Origin of the sequence: Massilia endophytica (assembly GCF_021165955.1) — a bacterium.
Lineage (GTDB): Bacteria > Pseudomonadota > Gammaproteobacteria > Burkholderiales > Burkholderiaceae_D > Rugamonas > Rugamonas endophytica.
On the sequence record NZ_CP088952.1, the window covers coordinates 1,258,001 to 1,279,705 of the forward strand.

At 63.5% G+C, this 21,705-nt stretch carries 17 protein-coding genes; 9 read left to right on the plus strand and 8 right to left on the minus strand.

The genetic code is table 11. The annotated features are described in order from the left end of the window. The first annotated feature begins 140 nt into the window (after positions 1–140). The gene (locus LSQ66_RS05825) at positions 141–641 is read left to right on the plus strand and encodes a tetratricopeptide repeat protein (RefSeq protein WP_231768848.1); all 501 of its coding nucleotides are present in this window, start codon (positions 141–143) and stop codon (positions 639–641) included. A 62-nt stretch (positions 642–703) separates the two neighbouring features. On the opposite strand, the gene LSQ66_RS05830 is transcribed toward LSQ66_RS05825, so the two are convergent. Both LSQ66_RS05830 and LSQ66_RS05835 read right to left on the minus strand, forming a co-directional pair. After that, positions 704–1,465, minus strand: a complete 762-nt coding sequence (locus LSQ66_RS05830) for a flagellar biosynthetic protein FliR (RefSeq protein WP_231768849.1) — start codon at positions 1,463–1,465, stop codon at positions 704–706. Positions 1,466–1,469: 4 nt separating this feature from the next. Continuing rightward, positions 1,470–1,736: a flagellar biosynthetic protein FliQ gene (locus LSQ66_RS05835; RefSeq protein ID WP_231768850.1), complete on the minus strand. Its 267-nt coding sequence runs from the start codon at positions 1,734–1,736 to the stop codon at positions 1,470–1,472. A 133-nt stretch (positions 1,737–1,869) separates the two neighbouring features. Here LSQ66_RS05835 and LSQ66_RS05840 point away from each other — a divergent pair, with 133 nt between their 5' ends. Further along, positions 1,870–3,621, plus strand: coding sequence for a right-handed parallel beta-helix repeat-containing protein (locus LSQ66_RS05840; RefSeq protein ID WP_231768851.1), 1,752 nt, complete (start codon positions 1,870–1,872; stop codon positions 3,619–3,621). 89 nt (positions 3,622–3,710) lie between these two features. Here LSQ66_RS05840 and LSQ66_RS05845 read toward each other — a convergent pair whose 3' ends face one another. From LSQ66_RS05845 to LSQ66_RS05855, 3 genes are all read right to left on the minus strand, one after another. Then, positions 3,711–4,280: a response regulator gene (locus LSQ66_RS05845; RefSeq protein WP_231768852.1), complete on the minus strand. Its 570-nt coding sequence runs from the start codon at positions 4,278–4,280 to the stop codon at positions 3,711–3,713. A 74-nt stretch (positions 4,281–4,354) separates the two neighbouring features. Then, complete coding sequence (locus tag LSQ66_RS05850) at positions 4,355–7,618, minus strand: BTAD domain-containing putative transcriptional regulator (protein ID WP_231768853.1); 3,264 nt, start codon at positions 7,616–7,618, stop codon at positions 4,355–4,357. Positions 7,619–7,717: 99 nt separating this feature from the next. Continuing rightward, positions 7,718–10,456, minus strand: a complete 2,739-nt coding sequence (locus tag LSQ66_RS05855) for a putative bifunctional diguanylate cyclase/phosphodiesterase (RefSeq protein WP_231768854.1) — start codon at positions 10,454–10,456, stop codon at positions 7,718–7,720. A gap of 179 nt (positions 10,457–10,635) precedes the next feature. On the opposite strand from LSQ66_RS05855, the gene LSQ66_RS05860 reads away from it, so the two are divergent. The 3 genes from LSQ66_RS05860 (at position 10,636) to LSQ66_RS05870 (ending at position 13,637) form a co-directional block, all read left to right on the plus strand. Further along, positions 10,636–11,697 (plus strand): cytochrome-c peroxidase, encoded by a 1,062-nt coding sequence (locus LSQ66_RS05860; protein ID WP_231768855.1) that lies wholly within the window; start codon positions 10,636–10,638, stop codon positions 11,695–11,697. An 86-nt stretch (positions 11,698–11,783) separates the two neighbouring features. After that, positions 11,784–12,101, plus strand: coding sequence for a methylamine utilization protein (locus tag LSQ66_RS05865; RefSeq protein WP_231768856.1), 318 nt, complete (start codon positions 11,784–11,786; stop codon positions 12,099–12,101). 90 nt (positions 12,102–12,191) lie between these two features. Continuing rightward, on the plus strand, positions 12,192–13,637 hold the full coding sequence (locus LSQ66_RS05870) for a diguanylate cyclase domain-containing protein (protein ID WP_231768857.1): 1,446 nt from the start codon (positions 12,192–12,194) through the stop codon (positions 13,635–13,637). A 71-nt stretch (positions 13,638–13,708) separates the two neighbouring features. Here LSQ66_RS05870 and LSQ66_RS05875 read toward each other — a convergent pair whose 3' ends face one another. Both LSQ66_RS05875 and LSQ66_RS05880 read right to left on the minus strand, forming a co-directional pair. After that, positions 13,709–14,128, minus strand: coding sequence for a hypothetical protein (locus tag LSQ66_RS05875; RefSeq protein WP_231768858.1), 420 nt, complete (start codon positions 14,126–14,128; stop codon positions 13,709–13,711). Positions 14,129–14,136: 8 nt separating this feature from the next. Continuing rightward, positions 14,137–15,018: a 2OG-Fe(II) oxygenase gene (locus tag LSQ66_RS05880; protein ID WP_231768859.1), complete on the minus strand. Its 882-nt coding sequence runs from the start codon at positions 15,016–15,018 to the stop codon at positions 14,137–14,139. Between the two features lie 283 nt (positions 15,019–15,301). On the opposite strand from LSQ66_RS05880, the gene LSQ66_RS05885 reads away from it, so the two are divergent. From LSQ66_RS05885 to LSQ66_RS05900, 4 genes are read left to right on the plus strand one after another with little or no spacing between them, the layout of a single operon-like run. Next, positions 15,302–17,236: a TonB-dependent receptor plug domain-containing protein gene (locus LSQ66_RS05885; RefSeq protein ID WP_231768860.1), complete on the plus strand. Its 1,935-nt coding sequence runs from the start codon at positions 15,302–15,304 to the stop codon at positions 17,234–17,236. A gap of 4 nt (positions 17,237–17,240) precedes the next feature. Next, positions 17,241–17,846, plus strand: a complete 606-nt coding sequence (locus tag LSQ66_RS05890) for a YfiR family protein (RefSeq protein ID WP_231768861.1) — start codon at positions 17,241–17,243, stop codon at positions 17,844–17,846. A 2-nt stretch (positions 17,847–17,848) separates the two neighbouring features. Further along, positions 17,849–19,756: an ATP-binding protein gene (locus LSQ66_RS05895; RefSeq protein ID WP_231768862.1), complete on the plus strand. Its 1,908-nt coding sequence runs from the start codon at positions 17,849–17,851 to the stop codon at positions 19,754–19,756. Positions 19,757–19,765: 9 nt separating this feature from the next. After that, positions 19,766–20,689, plus strand: a complete 924-nt coding sequence (locus LSQ66_RS05900) for a LysR family transcriptional regulator (protein WP_231768863.1) — start codon at positions 19,766–19,768, stop codon at positions 20,687–20,689. On the opposite strand, the gene LSQ66_RS05905 is transcribed toward LSQ66_RS05900, so the two are convergent. Beyond that, positions 20,682–21,683 carry a TRAP transporter substrate-binding protein gene (locus tag LSQ66_RS05905; protein WP_231768864.1) on the minus strand — a complete coding sequence of 334 codons (1,002 nt, stop codon included), beginning with the start codon at positions 21,681–21,683 and terminating at the stop codon, positions 20,682–20,684. The genes LSQ66_RS05900 and LSQ66_RS05905 overlap by 8 nt on opposite strands. Between the last annotated feature and the right edge of the window lie 22 nt (positions 21,684–21,705).

Genomic DNA, 21,705 nt, shown 5'->3' on the forward strand with positions numbered 1-21,705 from the left:
CGGGGCGGGTCGCCGGCATTTGGCGGCGACACACGCCAGCGGAGCCTGGATTACCGATAAGTTACCGTTGACGCGGCAGCTTCGCACTGTCGGACTAGTCCATGTCAAGATTGTGGGCCATTTGCGAAGGAGGGATCGTCATGGACACGACCGATAGGACGGCGGCGGTGGACCACTTGCTGCAGCTGGGTTTGAGCTGCATGCAAAGTGGTCAACGCGAACAGGCAGTGGCTCTGCTTGAACAGGCAATTGTGCGGGCGCCGGCAAATGCTCTGGCTCATGCTCTCCTGGGGGCGGAGTATGCACAGCTGGGGCGGCCAGACGACGGCTGTGCCCACTTGGAACAGGCGCTGCAATGCGACCCCTCGCTGCACGTTGCCAGGTTTCAGCTTGGCCTTTTGCACCTGACGTCCGGCCGGGGCGCGGATGCACGCGCCGTGTGGGGGGCATTGGATGCTTTAGGACCTGAGCATTTCCTATACCTGTTCAAAGAGGGCCTCTTGGCCGTTGCCGCGGAACGCCTGGACGAGGGGCGTCGCCTGCTGCAGCGTGGCATGGCATGGAACCACACAAATCTTCCACTCAACCGCGACATGGCGGCAATCGTGGCCAAGCTTGAGGCCATGCCTGACTGGTCATGACCGCTCCCACCATCGTGCTTGGCGTGTCGCAGGTGCGCGTGCCCGGCGTTTCGATTGAGCGCTCACAGCAAGGCCGTCCAAAAATTGAACAGCGCAGCGAAAATGCGCTGCAGCACCGGACCTAGCTGCGGCCCCAGCGCCGCGAGCATGCCCAGTGAAAGCCCGGCCTTGAGGGGCGTTCCCAGCATGAGCACATTCATCTGCGGCATGGTGCGCGACACGACGGCGAGGCCAATGTCGAGCAGGAACAGCAGGAAGGCGACCGGTCCGGCCAGGACGAGGCCCAGGCTGAAAATGGTCCCGAACTGTGCAACGAGCAGGCCGGGATCGGCAATTTGGAGGGCCTGTCCCAGGGGGAGCTGCTCGAGCGAAAAGCGCAAGCCACGCAGCAAGGTATGGTGGGCGTCACTCAGGAAGAACACAACGATGCTCAGCTGACCCAGGATCGCGCCCAGCAGCGGCGCCTGGCTGCGTGTAACGGGGTCGAACACGTTGCCCAGTCCAAATCCCGACTGGATGTCCAGCACCTTGCCCGCAAACGCGACGGCGCCAAACGCGGCGCTGACCCCGTACGCGAACAGTGCCCCATTGCCGAGTTCTGCGACCAGGGCCAAGGCGAGGCCGGCCAGGTCGGCGGGCGCGGCCGATGCCGGAGGCGCCAGCCGGGAGACGCAGGCGGCCGATATCGCTAACACGAGCGCGACCTTGATCCGCACCGGCACCCCGAAACCGCTCAGTAACGGAGTCAGTTGCAGCACGATGCCGATCCGGGTCGCGCAAAGAAGGACGGCGACAATCCACGGATGAGCGACCTCCAGCAGCATGGCTCTAGAAAGCGTTGGGAATGTTCAGGATCAAGCTGCTGGCGTAGGCAACCAGCTTGCGCAGCATCCATGGGCCGAATACGGTCAGGGCGACGACCGCAGCAACCGTCTTGGGGATGAAGGTCAGCGACATGTCCTGGATCTGGGTGACCACCTGGATCACGCTCACCAGCAGGCCGACCAGCATGGTGACGGCCAGCACTGGCAGGCAGATCAGCACTGCGGTCCACAGCAGGTCGGAAAACAGCCGCAGGGCGAAGTCGGCTTGCATGGCAAAGTCCTTTCGACAGGGCGGTGCCGGTGGCCACGAACCCATGCCCGGCACTGTAGCGCGGGGCGAGCTACGGATTGTGTACCGATCGCCGGCCCGGTATGTGTATACGACCGGTAAGCGGGGCGTGCGTATGCTGGCGGCGCCGTCGCGCTGGCGCGGCCGGCGCGTCGGCATGGCGGGCGTCCGGGCTGCATATGGCCGGCAGTTCCTGCTCGGCTTGATACTTGCTGTTTTATCCGGTGGCGGCGTAAACGCGCCCCCACTTCCTCTTCTTTTTTACTTGCGGGGTAACATGAGATCTCGATGGACGATGCGTGTGCAGCGCGCGGCAGGCTGGTACCCACTTTGGGCTATGGCGGCGCTCCTGACTGGCTGCGGGGGAGGCATTGCCACGCCGGCCGGCGTGGACGGTGCGGTATCGGCTTCCCACACGGGGGGCGGGCAGGCGCTGGCCGTCTCGGCGCTGCTGGCGCCCGGTAGCTACTATGTGGCCCCGGACGGAAACGATCAGGCGGCCGGTTCCCTTGAGCAGCCCTGGCGCAGCGTGCAGCGGGCAGTGCAGAATGCCGGACCCGGCGTCACCGTGCTGGTGCGGGGCGGAGTGTACAGCGAGCGCGTGCTCATCACCGCTTCAGGAAACCAAAGCACCGGGCCGCTGGTTTTGCAAGCCTATCCCCAGGAGACCCCGGTGCTCGACGGGAGCGCCCTTGCGCCCCCCGCGGACGGCAATCCGTCCGGGCTGGTCACCCTGAAGAACGTCAGTGATGTGCGGGTGGTCGGCTTCGAACTCCGCAACTATGCTACCGCTTCGGCGTCGGCGGCGCCTGCCGGACTGGTGGTGATAGGAGCCGGCAGCCGGGTCGAACTGCGGTCAAACAAGATTCACCACATCCGTACCACGGCGGCGAATGGCAACGCTTTCGGCATCGCCGTGTTCGGCACGCAGGCACCGGCGTCGATCTCGGACCTCGTGATCGACGGAAATGAGGTGTCCTACCTGAACACCGGCGCAAGCGAGTCCGTGGTGGTGAATGGCAATGTCGAGCGCTGGCAGATCACCAACAATCTGATCCACGACAACGATAACATTGGCATCGATGCGATTGGTTACGAAGGCACCGCGCCGATGGCGGCATACGACAGGGCGCGGGACGGAGTCATCAGTGGCAATCACGTGCATCACATCAGTTCCTACGGCAACCCGGCGTATGGAAATGAATATGCGGCCGATGGCATCTATGTGGATGGCGGGACGCGCATCCTGATTGAGCGCAATACGGTCGACCATAACGACATCGGCATCGAAGTCGCCAGCGAGCACAGGGGCAAGCTGAGCGACTTCGTCACAGTCCGCAGCAACCTGATCTTCCTCAATACAACTACCGGGATATCGCTTGGCGGCTATAGCAGCCGGGTCGGCGGCACGGATCGCTGCAGCTTTGTGCACAACACACTCTACCAGAACGATACCCAGCGTTCCGGCCTGGGGGAAGTGCAGATCCAGTTCTATTCCACCAACAATGAGTTCCGAAACAATATCGTGAGCGCGAACGAGCAGGGACTATTCACCAGCAACTACAATACCTCGAGCGCGCAGCCGCTCATCATGGACAACAATCTTTACTTTGCGACGACTGGGCAGGGTATCTGGCACTGGCGCAAAGCCAGCTACCGCGGTCTGGCGCAATTCCGGGCGACCGGCAACGACCTGGCATCCGCCTATCTGGACCCTCTGATGGAGGCCGACTTCCGGCTGCGTGCCGGCAGCTGGGCGATCGACCACGGCCAAGTCCTGCCGCCAGATATCGCGGGCACGACCGATTTTGGAGGCGCTGCCCGGGCTCTGGGTGCCGGTCCGGATATCGGCGCCTTTGAGCAGTGATGCCCGCAGCGGCGGCTGAGCCGCCGCGTTCAAGCTGGCGGCCCCGGGGCCGCTGGGCCGGCGCCGCCAGGGCGATCGCGGCGCAAGCCTCAGGAGGACGGCCGCGAAGGGCTGGCGCTGCCTTCCAGCTGGGCGATGCGTGCCTCGGCTGCACGCAAGGCAGCGCTCAGCTGCTGCACTTCCTGCTCGCGGGCTGCGTGTTCCACCGTGGCGGTGCGCTGTCGTTCGAACTGCGTGACGGCCCGTCTCACGGCGGACAAGAATTCATGTGCGTCGAACGGCTTTGCAATAAAGCGGTGGATTTCAGCTTTGTTGATCGAATCGACGACGGCGTCCACATCGATGTAACCACTCACAATGATGCGTGTCGTGTGTGGCAGCAGGGCGTGCACCTTTTCCAGGAGTTCGACGCCGCTCAGCCCGGGCATGCGCTGGTCGCTGATGATGCATGCCAGCTGCTCGCGCTCCGCCATGCGTTCGAGGATGGTCAGTGCTTCCTGGCCGTCCCGCGCTTCCACCAGGTGGTAGTGCGGGCGCAGCACTGCTGTCATGACCGCCAGGTTGGCGTCCTTGTCATCGATAATCATAATGGTGTAGCGGTCCCCTGCCGGGAGTTCCGGCGCACGGGACTGCTCCAGTTTTTGCTTGTCGAAGAACATTGTGGGCAGCTTTCAATTGAATGGGCGGTTTTGATAATATACCGCGCCGGTCGCAGTGGCAGGAATCCCCGGGGTCAGCTCCTCAGGCCGAGTTCGACGGCAAGGCGCTCGGTGTCCTCGGAAGGTTTGCGCCCCAGCACGATTGACAAGGTGTCGCGGCACCGGCGGTACAGACTGAACGCAGCGGCTGGGTCATGCTGGGCGTGGGCGCAGCGCATCAGGCCCCGATAGGTGGCTTCGGCCAGTGGCTCGGCCTGCATTGCCTGCAAGTAGAGTTGGTGGGCGGTGCCCCACTGGGCCGTAGCTTCCAGGCGTTGTCCAAGATGGCCGACGGCCGCCAGGAACCGGTTGCGGCTGCGGTCGCGGGCCGCGGCCAGCCAGCTGTCTTCGTCGCCGTCGCAGAACTGCCCTCTGTAGAGCTCAAGCAGGCCTATGGCCAGTTCAGCCAGCTCGGACTGGGGGACGCCAGCCTCCAGGCCATCGATCCGGTCGCACAGCGGCAGCATGGCATCGAGGTCGGACCAGACTTCGGTGGGATTGAGCACAATGCGGCCGGCGTGGACCAGGACCGCCGCGTCATTGCCGAGCAGTTTGCGCAGGCGGTGCACGGTGACGCTCAGGGCTGATTTCGGATCGTCCACATCCGGCCAGAGATGGCCGGCAATGGCCTGTTGTGGCTTGCCGGTTTCGCCCGCTGCCAGCAGGACCTTCAGCAGGGCCAAAGGCCTTTGCTGAGCCTTGCCCTGCCATGTGACCGGCTGGCCATGAAGGCTGATTTCGAATTTGCCCAGGGTGCGCACGGCCACCGGCCACGGCCAATTGGCAATCAGCCGATGCGGCGCCCTCAGCTGCTGGCGCACGATCAGGTTTTGCACATGTGCAACCTCAATGCTGGCCAGCAGGGCCTGGGCCGCCAGCGCGGCCGCCAGCGGCGGGCAGGTGTCGAACAGAGTCGTGGCCTGGCGCGCACGGTGCGCACTGAAGGCGGCCTGCAGCACGGTGCGCGCCGCCGCCCGTTGCCCTGTGCGCTCCAGTTGGTAGGCTTGGGCAAACTGGCGCCATTCCTTGACCAGCAAGCCATCGAATCCATGGGCATGCTGGGCGGCGCGCGCGTAGCAGGCTTCGGCCTCAGCCGCTTCCCCCGCCACTACATGGCAATTGGCCAGGAAGCTCGTAAAGCGGGCCAGGTCGATTGGCGCAAGGCGGGCGTGCTCGGCCTGCTGAAGGGCCTCTTTCGCGCTGTGCAGGGCGCCCACGGGATCGCCGGCCAAGGCCCGCCACTGGGCCTCCAGAAGGCTCAGATTGGCGAGCTCGGTCGGGCGTGCGCTTGCCACGGCAGGGCGCATCTGGTCCAGCAGTGCGCGCGCAGCGGGCAGGTCGCGGCTGCCTAGGAGATGGTGGGCTTCGAGAAACTGAAACAGCAGCGGATCGAGGTTGAGATTGCCAACGATGCGTTTGACCGCGCCGGTGGTCTCCCTGGCTTCACGATAATTGCCATCCTTATTGTGCCAACGCGTCACGTTCGAGTACCACCACAAGCGATGGAACGGGCTGACGGCGTCGTCAGCGGCGATCTGGCCCAATTCGGCAACTAGGCGCTGCGCCGTGTCGCCGTCATCAGCCCAGTCATGGTAGCGCAAGAGGATGGATCCGGCCGCGAGCAGTTCGGTCGGATCGCTGACTTGATGGACGAGGCGGAGGGTGTTGCTTGCCGCTTCGGTCAACAGCGCCGAGTTCGGCGCCGCGATCAAGACGGCGAGCAGCAAGCGCGAGTGGAGCCGCAGCGCCACCGGCGCATCGAGCGCGTCCGGCGGCAAGCTTGCGAGGCCCTCAGCCAGGGCATCGATCCAGTGGGCGAGGCTGCCCACCTCTCCCCATTCGAGGTCGTAGCTGTCAATGATTGCGGCCACCGCTTGCAGTTGCGCCGGCCGGTCGCCGCGCAAGCGGAAAGCCTCTTCCGCGCGCAGGAGAATGTCGCGGCCACGCCGCGTGGCCACGTGGTGCAGCGAGACGCCGTGCCAGTACAGTAACCAGGGTTCGGAATCAGCCTGGTCCGCCGGCAGGCAGCTCATCCATTCCCGCCAGCTCTGGCCCCGGCCGGCCGCCAGCATGAACTGGGCGCGCCGCAGCAGCAGGCGGCACAGGCCGTCCGGCGACCGGGCTTCCAGATACAGCTGCGCCGCCTCGTCGGTTCGACCCTGGTCGTCCAGGATGTCGGCTGCGCGTTCGAGCAGTCGCGCGCGTTCGCCTGGCGCCAACCGTTGTTTGGCCTCGAGCTGGAGGAACTCGCGGAACAACGCGTGGAAATGGTAGGTCTGGTGGGCGCTCCCGCGGCGGTCCACGAACAGACGGTTATGATAGAGCTGACTCAGCAATTTCGGCGCGGCCGCATCGCCGGTCAAGCGTTCAGCGTCTGCCGCTGACACGCCGGGCAAACACGACAGCAACAACAGCAATCGTTGCCAGGCCGGCGGCATGCGTTCCAGGATCTCCCCGGCGAAGTAGCGGAACACCGCTTCCCGGCTCGGCAGGTGAGGTGCTGCGGCGCCGGCCTTGCTCAGGTTCTTCAGCAGGACAACCCCGGCGACCCAGCCGTCCACCAGGTCGAGCCAAGCCCGCTGCTGAGGATCGGCGTCGTTTTTCAGCTGAACGATCTGGCGCACTTCGTGCTGGTCCAGCCGCAAATCTTCCCAGCCGACGGTACGCATGGTGCCTGCGATTTCGAGGCGCGCCATGCGGAGCGGGGGGGCTTCCCGGCTCAGGAGGAGCAGTGTCAGGGCGGCCGGCACCTCACCGATCAGGATGTCGAGCAGCTGGCTGTCGGCTTGGCAGGCGAGCTCCTGAACATTGTCCAGGACCATGATCGATCCCGCTGGCATTCGCGCATACAGGTCCCGGAAAAACAGCCGCGCAGCATGGCGCAGGTCGCGATCGGGGGCAGGCGAGGTCCAGGCAATGGCTTGCGGGCCCGCCTGAAGCGCGGCGCCGAGAAAAAAAAAGAAGGTGGCCGGGTCGGCGTCGCTCTGGTCGACCTGGTACCACACCGAAGAGGGAGGCTGTGCATGGGCCAAATAGCTGGCCGCCAGAGTGGATTTTCCCGCCCCGGGCGGTGACGTGATCCAGATGACCGGACTGTGCGGGCGAGCCTCATCAAGGAGCGCGAACAGGCGTTCCCTCGGTAGCGCGTCGTGCACGCGCGGGCGCTCCAGTTTGGCGTAGCGTATCGGCGCAGCGGCCGATTGTGCTTGTTGCATGCCCTGGTGTGGTTGTGCCTTCATGACCATCCCATGCCGATATTGGTGCAGTATCCTGCGAGGAAACGGAAACGCGGCGGCCATCGGCCAAGGTGCATTCCGTCCAACGCGGTTAGGGGAGATTCTAGCAATGGGGGATGGGTTGCAGGGGGGGCGGTCATGGTGCAATTACGGCCATTTTTTCTAACGGTAATCAAAGAGTAAGGTCGGGCTTTGGGGCCCTCCATCGGCAGGGAGCGCCCCTGGCTGGGCGGCCGGGGCAGCGCTCAGTCGCGCTTGCAGCCAGTCCTCCAGGTCGGCGGCAGGCATGGGCCGGGCAAACCAGTAGCCTTGACCGTAGTCGCATCCGGCCGCTGCCAGCAGGCGCATCTGCTCCGCAGTTTCGATGCCCTCGGCAATCACCTTGAGCCCGAGCTTGTGAGCCATAACGATCACCGCTTCGCAAACCGCCAGTGTGGCGTTGCCTGGCGCGAGTTCGCTGACGAAGGACTGGTCGATCTTCACATAATCGAGGGGAAACTTGCTCAAGTAGGACAGGGACGAGTAGCCGGTTCCGAAGTCATCGATGGAAACTGCCATGCCTGCCGCCCGCAGCCTGTCCAGCCTGGCGCGTACGGTAGGGCTGGCGTCCAGCAGCAAGCCCTCCGTGATCTCGACGGCCACCGCCTCGCCAGGCAGGGAAAGCTGTTGCAGCGCGGCCGGCCATTGCTCCAGGAGCTCGTCGGCAGCAGCAAACTGCACAGGAGAGACATTGACGCTGACTTGGAAGTGGCACAGGCCTGCGTGGCGCATATGCATTGCTTGCTGTGCTGCGCGAAGAAAGACCCAGTTGCCGATATCGGAGATCAGGCGGCCCTGCTCGGCAGCCGCGATGGCAGCGGCTGGACTGACCCAGCCGCGTTGCGGGCAGTGCCAGCGCAGTAAGGCTTCCGCCTTGGTTGCAGCGCCGGTCGCCAGTTCGACAATGGGTTGATAATGCAGCGTCAACTCATCGTTCGTGAAAGCAGTGCGGAGCGCTTGCGTCAATTCCATACGTTGACGTACGGCCGCCTCCATGTGCGGTTCAAAGAAATTGACGCGATCGCGGCCCTGGGCCTTCGCCGCATACATGGCCTGGTCCGCATTCCGCAGAACGGCATGAATGGTGTCGCCGTCCCGCGGGAAGAGCGTGATGCCGATGCTGGCTGAAACGTACACGCTCTCGTCCGCCAGGATGTACGGTTGCGCCAGGCATCGACGGATGGCGTCGGCGCGCTGCGCGATGCTGCCCTCGCTACCCGCGCCGGTCAGCAGGACGGTGAATTCGTCGCCGCCGAGCCGCGCCACCAGATCGCTGGGGGAAACGCACTTGGCAATCCGGTCGGATGCCTGGCGCAGCAGCAGGTCGCCACGGTCGTGTCCGAGGGTGTCGTTGATGTCCTTGAAGCCGTCCAGGTCCAGCAGCAGCAGTGCCAGTGTGGTCCCGGTCCGCTCGGCGCGCCCCAGTTCCTCCTGCAGCCGTTCATGCAGCTGCTTGCGGTTGGCGAGCCCGGTCAAGTAGTCGAAATTGGCCTGGCGCCAGATGAGATCCTCCGCTGCCTTCCTGGTGCTGACGTCTGAAAACAAGGCGACGTAACGCGTGGCGCGCGGATCGCTGGAACGGATGGAGTTGATTGAAAAGGAAGCCGGGTAGATCGTCCCGTCGCGGTGTCTGTTCCACATCTCGCCTTTCCAGCTGCCGTCCTGCTCCAGCGCAGACCACAGTGTCGAGAAGAATGCGACGTTGTGCCTGCCGGAGCCGAGCAGACGGGCGTTGCGCCCAATAACCTCATCGGTGCCATAGCCTGTGACGGCCACGAACGCCGGATTCACAGCGATGATATTGCCAAGACCGTCCGTGACGATCATCGCCTGGCTGCTGTTTCGGTAGACCAGCGCGGCAAGCTCCTGTTCTTCTAGTACCTTGGCCCGCTCGATGGCCAGGGCCGTCAGGCGGGCAGCGGCGCGCAGCCGCTGCCGTGCGGGGCTGTGCTCGTGCGGATCGAGGTCGATCCACGCAACGGTGCGGCTGTCTCTGCCGAACACGGCTATGCCCGGCAGCAGTGGCATTGGCCCGCTGTCCGCCAGGACAATCCGGCACTGGCGCGCGCCGGTTTCCCGGCGCACCATCGTGCAGATCGCCTGCAATATCTTGTCGAGCTCCGCGCCAGTGGTCAGCATTTCCAGCACCTGGTTGTGCGAGCGCAGGTTGCGTTCGCTTGTTCGCAGGCGGTTGACAAAGCGACCGAGCAGGCGGACGAACAGGCCGGCGGTGACACCGGCCAGCGCCAGGGTGGTCAACGTGAAGGTGACTAATGCCGCTACCGCCAGCTCGGCCACCCGGCGGGCATGAAGCTCGCTGGCCACCACGATGGCCTTCTGATCATCGGCGACGCCCACCACCAAAGCCTCAATCTGGCGAACTGACGGCGCCATCCGGGCGACGATATCGCGCGCAGTCAAGGGCTGACGGGCCTTGATGGTCTCGATCAATACAATCCGTTGCGCCACCAACTCACGCTGCATTTCGTTCAGCCGACGCAGCCGGGAATCAACCGGAATGGCCCGTTCAAGTTCATTCAGTCCGTCTTCAAGTTGGGCGGCCGCCCGGATTGCAGCGATGGCTTCAAGGCGTTGCTGCTCAGGTTCCGTGGCCAGCAGCAGCCGGGCATGTGCACGGTCCAGTGCGACTACCGCGACACGAGCTGCCGCTGCGACCTCGCAACGGTGGCGGGCGCCTCCATATTGCATTTGCAATACTTGGCTTACATAGACCAGCGCGACGGCGCCGCCGATGCCCACAGCGAGTATGCAGGCTGCGAGCAGGCCGGCGAACACACGGATCCGCACTTTCCAGCTGAGGCTGGCCAACGGACGAAGAAGGTGGTTACGAAAGTAGTACATCACAGGGCCTGGGCTGGCAAGCGACCCTTGTCGCCTGACCGAAACCTTATCCTCTTTGGCATTACGAATAGCATACGCATCGCCTTGCGCGGTATGCGTTATGTATTCGTAATCGATGCTGCGCTACATTCTGCGGGTTGGTTCGGCGCCACTCTGGCCAGCTATTTCCGCGGGAGTGAATGATGACCGTTTCTTTGAAGTCAGTTGCACTCATGGGAGCCCTGGCGTTGGCAGGGTTTTCATTGGTGCCATCGCGCGGCACTACCTCGGCCGCATCCGTGGCGCCAAACCCATCTGCGTATCAGCGCTGGCGCCTGCCGTCCGCTCCGCCTGCTCCCCGCGACAACATACCGAACGCCGACCGGGTGGCGCTTGGAAAGATGCTGTTCTTCGATCCGCGCCTTTCGGGCACCCGGAGCATGGCCTGTGCAAGCTGCCATAACCCAATGTTGGGCTGGTCCGATGGATTGGGCACAGCACGCGGGCAATTCGGACAAACCCTGCCGCGATCCTCGCCAAGCATCGTGAACGCGGCCTATAACGCTCTCCTGATGTGGGATGGTCGCAAGAACACCTTGGAGGAGCAGGCCTTGGCGCCGCTCGATTCGGCGGTGGAAATGAACGCCGATCTGGAGCAGGTCCTTCGCTGGTTCAAGCGCAGCCCCGACTACCAGCAAGCGTTTGCGCGCGCTTACCCCAACGAGCCGATTGGCCGGGACACCCTGGGCAAGGCGATCGCCAGTTTCGAGCGAACCGTGGTGAGCCGAAACTCCCCTTTCGACCGTTGGCTGGCTGGTGAGCCAGGCGCCCTGACTCCTCAGCAGTTGCGTGGATTTGCATTGTTCATGGACCGTGGACGCGCCAATTGCGTGGCTTGTCATGCGGCCCCCAACTTTACAGACGGCGGCTTCCACAATGTCGGGCTGGCGTCGGGAGCACATCGTGAAGCCGATGCGGGACGTTACCGGATCAAGCCTATCGCTGCCATGCGGGGCGCCTTCAAGACCCCCGCACTGCGCGACGTTGAATACACAGCACCGTATTTTCATGACGGGTCGGCCGCGACGCTGCAAGCGGTAATCGAGCACTACAACGCGGGCGGACGCTCCCGGGCAAACCTGGCTCCAGAGATTAAACCGCTCGGCTTAACCCGGGTGGAGCAGGCGGACCTGGTCGCATTCCTTCTTGCCCTGAGCAGTCCGCCGCGGCCGTTCCACCTTCCGCAGCTGCCACGAGAATGACCACGGCGGGAACGCGGCCTCGATCCGCGCGCCCTTTTTCGTAGTCCCTGGCATGCCCGCACTGTCTTAACCTTCGAGGAGAAAAAATGAAACAAGCAGCCATGCTGGCGACGCTGTGGCTCGCCGCTAACGCAGTGGTACATGGTGCAGAAGTCGAGGTCGGGCAGAAAGATATGAAGTTCAGCCGCTGGCGAATCGTCGTCAAAGTCGGGGACACTGTATCATTTAAGAATGACGACACAGTAAGTCATAATATCTTTTCCTTGTCTGAGGCTAAGACTTTTGACCTGGGCTCTTATCAACCGGGCCAGAGCCGCAAGGTAACGTTTAACAAGCCAGGGATGGTTGAGGTGGAATGCGCGGTGCATCCAAGCATGCATATGACTGTCGAAGTGCAGAAATAGCAATCTGGCTCGCGGATGGAGGCTGAATGGTTCCTCGAATGAGTTTTCGCAGTAAGATGCCTGCACGAGCTGAACAAACAAGGTTTCGCCATGGCCGTATTTAGCAAGAAAAAACTCATTCAATTCCAGACCGCCGAGGCACTTCTATCGCCCAAAACCCATCGCGTGCTGGTCGTCGACGATGAGGAAGCCAATCGCAAGGTGATGGCATCTATCTTGCGGCCACATTTCGATGTGCTGGAGGCTAAGGACGGCCTAGAGGCACTGTCCCGGATCGAGGCGTTGGCTGATACGGCCGGGTTCTCGTGCATCGTGAGCGATCAACGTATGCCCGGATTGACCGGTGTCGAGTTGTTTGAACGTCTGGTGGCCCAAATGCCTGCGGCAGTGCGCATCATCGTGACCGGTTTTACGGACGTCGGCGCCATTGTCGATTCCATCAACCGGGCTCAGATTTACCGTTTCATCTTGAAACCCTTCGACGCCAATGATTTTTTGCTAACAGTTCAGCGGGCTGTCGAGACTGTCGAATTGCAGCGCCAGCTGGCTGCCCACCATGAAGAGCTGGAAGAGAAAGTCGCCCAGCGGACCCAAGAACTGGCTGAGCAACAGCAACGCTTGTTGGAGGCCTATCGCAAGCTCGAGCAGTCTTCCCGGCGCATATTGGCGCTCTACAATAACGCATCGTGCGGATACCATACGCTGGACCGTAGCGGAACAATTGTGGAGATTAACGACACGCTGCTCAATTGGACTGGATGGGATCGAGAGGCTCTCATTGGGCGGCGGCGCTTTCTCGACCTTGTTGCTGAGGACTCACGGAACGCATTCTTGGAACGCTTTCCTGAAGCAGCGGAGTCTGGCTGGCTATTCGATTTTGATCAGGTGGAGTTCGAGCTGGAGGGGGACGAGGTCCGGGTACCGGTCCTGGCCAATGCCACATGCCATACGGAGGATGAGGGACTCGCAAGCGAAGTACGTTGGACGGTGATCAACATCAGCGAACGTAAGCAAGCGGAGGCCCAGATCCGTTTCATGGCAGACCATGATGCGTTGACCGGACTGCCCAATCGGGTCCTGTTGCAAGACCGGGTCCAGCGGGACCTTCTGCAAGCGAAGCGGCACAACACTAGAGTGGCGGTCATTTTCATTGACATTGACCATTTTAAAGAGGTCAATGATTCCTTAGGGCATCATTGCGGCGATAAGCTGTTGGTGCAGATCGCCAGACGGGTTGAAAGCTGCCTGCGACAGAGTGATACGCTATCCCGGTTGGGCGGGGACGAATTTGTGGTCAGCCTGGCCGATGTGCGGGACCTGGACGCGATTGGGGCGGTGGCAGCCAAGATCAATGCCGCGCTTGCGAGCCCGTTCTTCGCCGACGAGAAAGAAATGCGGGTTAGCGGAAGCCTCGGTATTGCGATCTACCCCGATGATGATGCCAATCTAGAATCGCTCATGCGTAAAGCCGACAAAGCGATGTATGAAGCAAAGCAGGCTGGCCGTAATTGCGCCCGGTTTTTCTCCAGCGATTGATCGCTAAGCTGGCTAAACGTTCCTCCGGAGTCCGATTTTGCCGGTGGGGCGAGGGCGGTTTCCGGTCTGTACTATCGGCCGTCGGCCATCATACGCTCGAAGAGGGCGCAGTCGGAGTAGATCTGAATCAGGTTGTCCGATTGCGAAAGATGCTGGGCGATTGCCACCGTCAGGTTGATCAGCTTCGATCCTGTCAGCACGCTCACGCGCTTGAGGGACTGGCGGTTGGTGGAGAAGAACTGCGTCCACTGCTTGCTCACGTCCGTCGATACCAGCGTGGCCTGTTCGGCGTCGATGAACAGTTCGAGCGGCGGCTTGCGCAGCAGGGCCAGGCCGATCTCGTCCAGGGCCGCGTAGCCGAACTGGCCGACATCCGAACCGGAGATGGTCACGAGCAGCGCATTGTCGCGCAGCGGCTCGAATTCGAAGCTGCCGTCGCCCGCGGAGAGGCGCGTACGGTGGCAGGGCATGGCGCTGCGTTCGATTGGCATGTAATCCCTCATACGAATTCGCCCAAGCGCATCCATTTGGTCGCCACCCACTTTTCGCCCGCAACCACGGGCGCGCCGCCGTGCAGGGTGAGTTCGTCCAGCTGGCCGGACTCGTTGACGTATTCGAAGTAGACCGCCGCGCCTTTCTTCGGCACCACAGAGAGGTGGATCTTGGGGAAGATGGTGTCGCCCGCATCTTCCACGTCGTTCAGGTAGACGATGAGGGTGCTGATGCGCTGGCCGCCGCGCTTGAGCGTGGCCGCGAAGCCGGAGTTGGCGGGGTCGAAGTAGTCGAAGTGGGGCCGGTATTCGGCGCCCACTTGGTAGTGCAGGATGTGCAGCGCCTCGCCGTGCGAGACCGGCACGTTCATCACTTCAGCGATGCGGCGCTCCACGCGCTGAATCAGTCCACTGCCTTCGGACTTGAGGAAGGTGCCCTGGCTGGTGCGGTGGTCCTTCACCTGATTCTGGCCCGTGAGCGGGTCCACCGTGGCCGAGGGTTCGAGCTGGCCGCGCGCGAGCGCGATCAGGCCGTCGCATTCTTCTTCCGTCAGCAGGTTGTCCAGCACTGCCACCACGGGCTGGCCGACCCGCATGGATACGCGCACCAAGCGGTCGCTGGTGCGGATCACATTGCCGGTCTGGGGAAAGCGCGGGGTGCCGTAGCGGTAGGGCTCCGTACTCTGCGTGACCTGCAGTTCGCCGCCTTCGCCCTGCACGGGATTGAGCGAGAGCGCTTCGCGGCGCTCGGCCACCACTTTCAGGCAGTAGTCCGGGTCGTAGTTGGCGGCCACCATCGCCGTGACGATGTCCTTGTCGACGCAGCCCTTGGCCAGGCAGCCGTCGAGCCATTGCGCCCATTCGGGCGACATGCGGGTGTATTTTTCCATGCGGGGAGTATACCTAAGCTTGCTTGCCAGGTGGCTTCTCGGGCACGACGAGCACCTTGAGCTCGGGCGCCTTCACCTTCTGCTGCACAACCTGGACTGCGACGGCCCGGCGCGGTGGCTCGGGGCGGGGCGGTTTGGGGAACATGTTTGCCTTCTTCTTGTCAAAGATGCCATCAGGTGTGGGCTCCAGCCCACTTTGCAAGCCTGGATGCGTATCCCGTGCGCGGGACTCCGGCATTTCAGACTTATAATTCTTTTCAACAATAACAAACGAGACCCCTCCGTGTCCAAACATCTGATGCCGTCGGCCGTTCTGGTCCTGGGACTTGCGCTGGGGACGCCCCTCGCCTGGAGCCAGGAGGCGTCCGGCGGGGATATTGCTGAGCTCTCCCTGGAGCAGCTCGAAAATATCGTCATTACCTCCGTGTCGCGGCAGGAGGAGAGGCTGTCGAACGCGGCGGCCTCCATCTTCATCATCAGCGCCAGCGATATCCGCCGCAGCGGCGTGCGCTCCCTTCCCGAGGCGCTGCGCCTGGCTCCCAATCTGCAAGTCGCCCGCATCGATGCGCGCAATTATGCGATCACCGCGCGCGGCTTCAACAGCGCGTTCACAAACAAGCTGCTGGTGCTGATCGATGGACGCAGCATCTACAGCCCCCTGTTTTCCGGCGTGTTCTGGGATGCGCAGGATGTGGTGCTGGAGGATATCGAGCGTATCGAGGTAATCAGCGGGCCGGGCGCCACCATCTGGGGCGTGAACGCGGTGAACGGCGTCATCAACATCATCACGCGGTCGGCCAAGGACACGCAGGACGGCATGGTCAGCGTGAGCGCGGGACGCGACGACCGCGACGGCACGGTGCGCTACGGCGGCAGATTGCCGAAGGGCGGCCACTACCGGGCGTATGCGAAAACGGTGGAGGTGGACGACACGGCCAACGCGGCCGGGGCCAGCAGGTTCACCGGTTTCCGCCGCCGCCAGGCCGGTTTTCGCGCCGACTGGGATCTCACGCAGGGAGGCCTGAGCATCTCGGGGGATGCCTACCAGGGAGCGCTGGAGCAAGCGCGCACGCGCGATATCCGCATTGCGGGCGCCAATCTGGTGGGACGCTGGACACGCAAGCTGTCCGACGAGTCGAACCTGCGCCTGCAGATGGTGCTGGACCATACGGAGCGCAGCCAGCCCAATGCCTTTGTCGAAAAGCTGGACACGGTGGAGCTGGAGGCCCAGCATGACCTGCGCCTGGGGAATACCCATGCCATCGCCTGGGGTGGCGGCATTCGTTTCTCGCGTGACGACCTGACCAACGCCGCGGCCTTCTCCTTCCTCCCAGCGGACAAGGAGCTGCACTGGGCGAACATCTTCGTCCAGGATGAAATCGCGCTGCGCGACAACCTGCGCCTTACCCTGGGCATGAAGGTCGAGCACAACAACTATACGGGCGCGGAAACCCTGCCTGGCGTGCGCCTGGGCTGGAGCTTCGCGCCGGGCCATCTCCTGTGGGGCAACCTGGCGCGGACCGTGAGGGCGCCATCCCGCATCGACCGCGACATCTACGTCCCCAGCAAGCCGATCATGATCGGCGGCGTGCCCCGCTACCAGATCGCGGGCGGCCCCACCTTTGAATCGGAAGTGGCGAATGTGGCGGAGCTGGGCTACCGCGTGCAGCCGTCCTCCCGCTGGACGTTTTCGGCAACGGCGTATTATGCGAAGTACGACCGGCTGCGCACCCTGGAGCCGAATACGGCGAACCTGCCCTATACCGGCCTGCAGGAATTCCGCAATATGGGCGACGGCCATGTGCGCGGCCTTGAGCTGTGGGCGCGCTGGCAGCTTGCGGAACGCTGGCGCCTGAACGCGGGCGCGGTGGTGCAGAGCGTGGACACGGGCCTGGAACCGGGCAGCCGGGACGTCAGTGCCAGAACCGGCTTGGCCACCAACGACCCGAACCGCCACTGGCTGCTGCGCTCATCGCACGACCTGAGCGCGCGCAGCCAGCTGGACTGGACATTGCGCTACACGGGAGCACTGGCCAACCCCCAAGTGCCCGCTTACTATGAACTGGACCTGCAATGGACGTGGAAGCCGATGCCCAATCTGGATGTGGCCCTGATCGGCCAGAATCTTCTGCATTCCTCGCATGCCGAATTCGGCACCTCGCCCGGCCGCAGCGTGTTCGAACGCAGCGGCCTGCTGAAACTCACCTGGCGCTTCTGATCCCATGCGCGCTACGACCCTGAACGCTTGCCGCTCCTTCCCGCTCGCCGCCGCGATGCAGGGCTGGCAGATGGCATTGCTCGCATTGGTGATGGCCTGCCTGACGCTTTCCTGCCTCGCAGGCGGCGCACCTCCTGCCACCTCGGGCGTTCCCGCGCTCGAACGCAGCGTGAAGGCGGCCTATCTGTTCAAGTTCCTCGGCTACGCCGAGTTCTCCGCCGAAGCCACCGGCCCGCTCACCGTGGGCATACTCGGCGCGGACGATATCGCGGCGGAATTGGCGCGCATCACGGAGGGGCGCATGGTGAACGGACGGCCTGTCGCCGTGCGCACCCTGCGCGAAGGTGAACCCGCAACGGGACTGAGCATGCTGTTCGTGGGCGCGGACGCGGAGCGCCCGCTCCAGGCCCTGCGCAGCGCCACAGAAAAATCCGTGCTGAGCGTGACGGAAATCGAGAACGGCCTGCAACTGGGCGCCGTCATCAACTTCCGCATGGTCGATGAACGCGTGCGCTTCGAGGTCTCGCTGCCCGCCGCGGAGAAGAACAACCAGCGCCTGAGTTCCCGCCTGCTCTCCGTGGCCTACCATATCCAGAAGGACAAGCCTTAGTGTTGGCCATACTGAAAAAAGGGACGGTGCGCGCCAAGCTGATCATGATGGCGCTGGCCACCACCTTTGTTGCGCTGGTGACGATGGGGGGAGCGATGCTGGTCTACGACCTGCGCACCTTCCAGCAGAACTGGGTGGACGACCTCACCACGCAGGCCGAAATTGTGGCGACGGTTTCCGCGCCCGCCATCACCTTCAACGATCCCGTTGTGGCGCGCCAGAACCTGGCCTTGCTGCGCGTGCGTCCGCAGATCCAGGCGGGCGCCATCTACAGCGCCAACGGCGCCATGTTCGCCTCCTATGCGCAGTCGGCCCAGGAAACCCCCGTGTTTCCGGACCGTCCTGGCCAGCCGGGCCACTTTATCGACGGCGGGCGCATGGTGGTCTACCACCCCATCGTGGAGAACGGTGAAACGATTGGCACCGTCTACCTGAGCGCGCGCTACCGCCTGATCGACCGCGCCAGCAGCTACGCCATCATTTTGGGCGGCGTGATGGTGGGCAGCCTGCTGATGGCGGCGCTGGCCGCGAGCGGGCTGCAGCAGGCCATTACGCGCCCCCTTGCGGCGGTGACGGACGTGGCGCGCGAGGTGATGCAGAAACGGGACTTCTCCCTGCGTGTGCCCGGCAGCGCCAGTGGCGAAATCGGCACCCTCGTCGATGCCTTCAACGACATGCTGGCCGAAATCGGGCGGCGCGCGCACGCGCTGCAGGAGGCCAACCTCACGCTGGAGAAAGAAATGATGGTGCGCCAGGGCGCCGAGCGCGCACTGCTGCTGGCGGACCGCCGCAAGGACGAATTCCTCGCCACCCTGGCGCACGAGCTGCGCAACCCGCTGGCGCCCATCCGCACCGGCCTCGATATCATGCGCCTGAACCCGGCGGACAAGGCGGCCGGCGAACGTGCGCGCGCCATCATGGAGCGGCAGTTGAAGCAGATGGTGCGGCTGGTGGACGACCTGATGGACGTTTCCCGCATCAACACGGGCAAGCTCACCATCCGCCACGAGCAGGTGGAGCTGCACGCGGTGATCGGCGACGCGCTGGAGATCGCGCGTTCGTATATCGAGGCCCAGGGGCACACACTGACGGTCTCGCTGCCCGAAGAGAAAGTGTATGTGCTGGGCGACGCCACTCGCCTGGCGCAGATCGTATCGAATCTGCTGAACAACGCGGCCAAGTACACGAATCGTGGCGGCGCCATCCGCCTCAGCGCTTCCGTGACGAATGGCCAGCTGACGATCAGCATCGTGGACAACGGCATCGGCATCGAGCCCGGCATGTTGGGCGAGATTTTCGAAATGTTCATCCAGGCCGATTCCTCGCTGGAACGCACCACGGCGGGCCTTGGTGTCGGCCTCTCGCTGGCACGCAGGCTGGTGGAACTGCACGGCGGCACCATCCGCGCTCGCAGCGAAGGAGCAGGGAAGGGCAGCGAGTTTGTTGTAACCTTGCCTGTCATGGCATCCGCCGGGAGCGCAGCTCCGCGGCAGGAGAGCGCTCCACTCATGTCCGGCCCCTTCCGCATTCTGCTGGCGGATGACAATATCGACTTCGTGAACGCCATTGGCGCGCTGCTGCGCACCATGGGCCATACGGTGCACATCAGCCACGACGGGCCGCAGGCGCTGGCCGCGGCGGAAGCCTTCCTGCCGGATTTCGCCTTCCTCGACATCGGCCTGCCACACCTGAACGGCTACGATCTGGCGCGCGCGCTGCGGCGCCTGCCCGCGCTGAACAAATGCGTGCTGGTGGCGGTCACCGGCTGGGGACAGCAGAAGGACCGCCAGCTCGCTTTCGATGCAGGCTTCCAGGGGCACCTGGTGAAACCGGTCAGCATCGAGCAGATCAGCGCCATTCTCGCGGGCGAATACCAGGGCATGGCAACGCCGCAGTCGCTGGGCGGCTAAAATAGCGTCATGCTATTCGACCTGACAGACCTGCGCCTCTTCATTCATATCGCCGAGCTGAAAAGCCTTACGCGCAGCGCGGAGCGCATGCACATGTCGCTGGCGGCGGCAAGCAACCGCGTCAAGGAGCTGGAAACGCGCTTCGGCACGCGGCTGCTGTACCGCGAGAACAAGGGCGTGCAGCTCTCGCCCGCAGGGGAAACGCTGCTGGCGCATGCCCAGCAGTTCATGCAGCAGGTGGAAAGGCTGAAGAGCGAGATGCAGCAGTATAACAACGGCATCAAGGGCCATATCCGCATCTTCGCCAACACCACGGCGGTCACGGAGTTCATGCCGGAGGTGCTGGGGCGCTTCCTCAGCCGCCATCCGCAGGTGAACGTGGCGCTGGAAGAGCGCCTGAACCAGGACATCCTGCGCGGGATTCAGGAAGGCACGGCCGATATCGGCATCGTGGCCGGACCCGTTACCGGCGCGGGACTGGAGGTCATCAATTTTTCCACGGACAGGCTGGTGCTGGCCACTGCCCTGGACCATCCGCTCGCCGGAGCGGGGACCGTGGAATTCGCGCAAACGCTGGACTACCAGCACATCGGCCTGCACGAAGGCAGCACCCTGCAGCACTTCCTGAACCGCATGGCCTCGGAAAGCGGCCAGCGGCTGCAGCTGCGCATCCAGGTGCGGGGCTTCGAGGCCATGTGCCGCATGGTGGAGAACAATGTTGGGGTGGCGATCCTGCCGCACTCCTCGGCGCTGAGGCTGAGCCGAGGAATGAAGCTGGCGCTGGTGGAACTGCGGGAACCCTGGGCCGTACGCGAGCGCAGCGTAGTGGTGCAGAAGCTGGACGCCTTGCCGCTGTACGCGCGGGAGCTGGTGGACTTTATCTGCAACAGCCAGGAGCAGGAAGGGGGCGTTGCCCCCTCCGCGCTTACTTGACGGCTTCGGCGGCTGCCGCCTCGCGGTTGAAGGCGTCGATCAGGTCCTTGCCCACGCGGCCTGCCACTGCGCCCTGCACGGGCAGCAGGGCCTTGCGCCATTCGGCCTTCTGCTGCGGCGTGAGCGTAATGATCTCCGTCTTGCCGGACTTGCGGATGCCGTCGAGCGCCGCATCGTTCTCCTGCTGCGCAATGTGGTTGGCGTAGGTGGTGGCCTGCGCCATGGCGCCTTCCAGCGCGGTACGGATATCGCCCGGCAGCGCATCCCAGAACTTCTTGTTCACGATGACGGCATAGCCGATGTAGCCATGGTCGCTCACCGTCAGGTACTTCTGCACCTCATGCATCTTCTGGGTGTAGATGTTGGACGGCGTGTTCTCGCCGCCATCTACCACGCCCGTCTGCATGCCCTGGTACACCTCCGAGAAGGCCAGCACCTGCGGGTTGGCGCCCAGGGCGCGCATCTGGGCATCCAGCACTTTCGAGGACTGGATGCGCAGCTTCTGCCCTCGGAAATCCGCGGGTACTCGCAGCGGCTTGTTCGAGGTCATGTCCTTGAAGCCATTGTCCCAGTAGGCCAGGCCGACAATGCCCTTCGGCTCCAGCTTCTTGAACAGCGATTTGCCCACCGGCCCTTCGTTCACGCGCTGCAGCGCGGCCTTGCTCGGCAGGATGTAGGGAATGTCGTAGACCTCGAATTCCTTCACGCCCAGCGGCCCGAATTTCGACAGGGATGGGGCGAGCATCTGCACGGCGCCCATCTGCAGCGCTTCCAGTTCTTCCTTGTCCTTGTAAAGCTGGCTGTTCGGGTAAACCTCGACTTTCACACGGCCCTTGGTGGCTGCCTCCGCAAGCTCCTTGAACTTCTCGGCGCCTTTGCCCTTGGGCGTGTCGGCCGTGGTTACGTGGCTGAACTTGATGACGATGGGCGCTTGCGCGTAGGCGCCCGCGGCGGAGAATGTGGCGAAGGCGAAGATGATGGACTTCAGTTTCATTGGGTGTCTCCAGAGTGAGTAG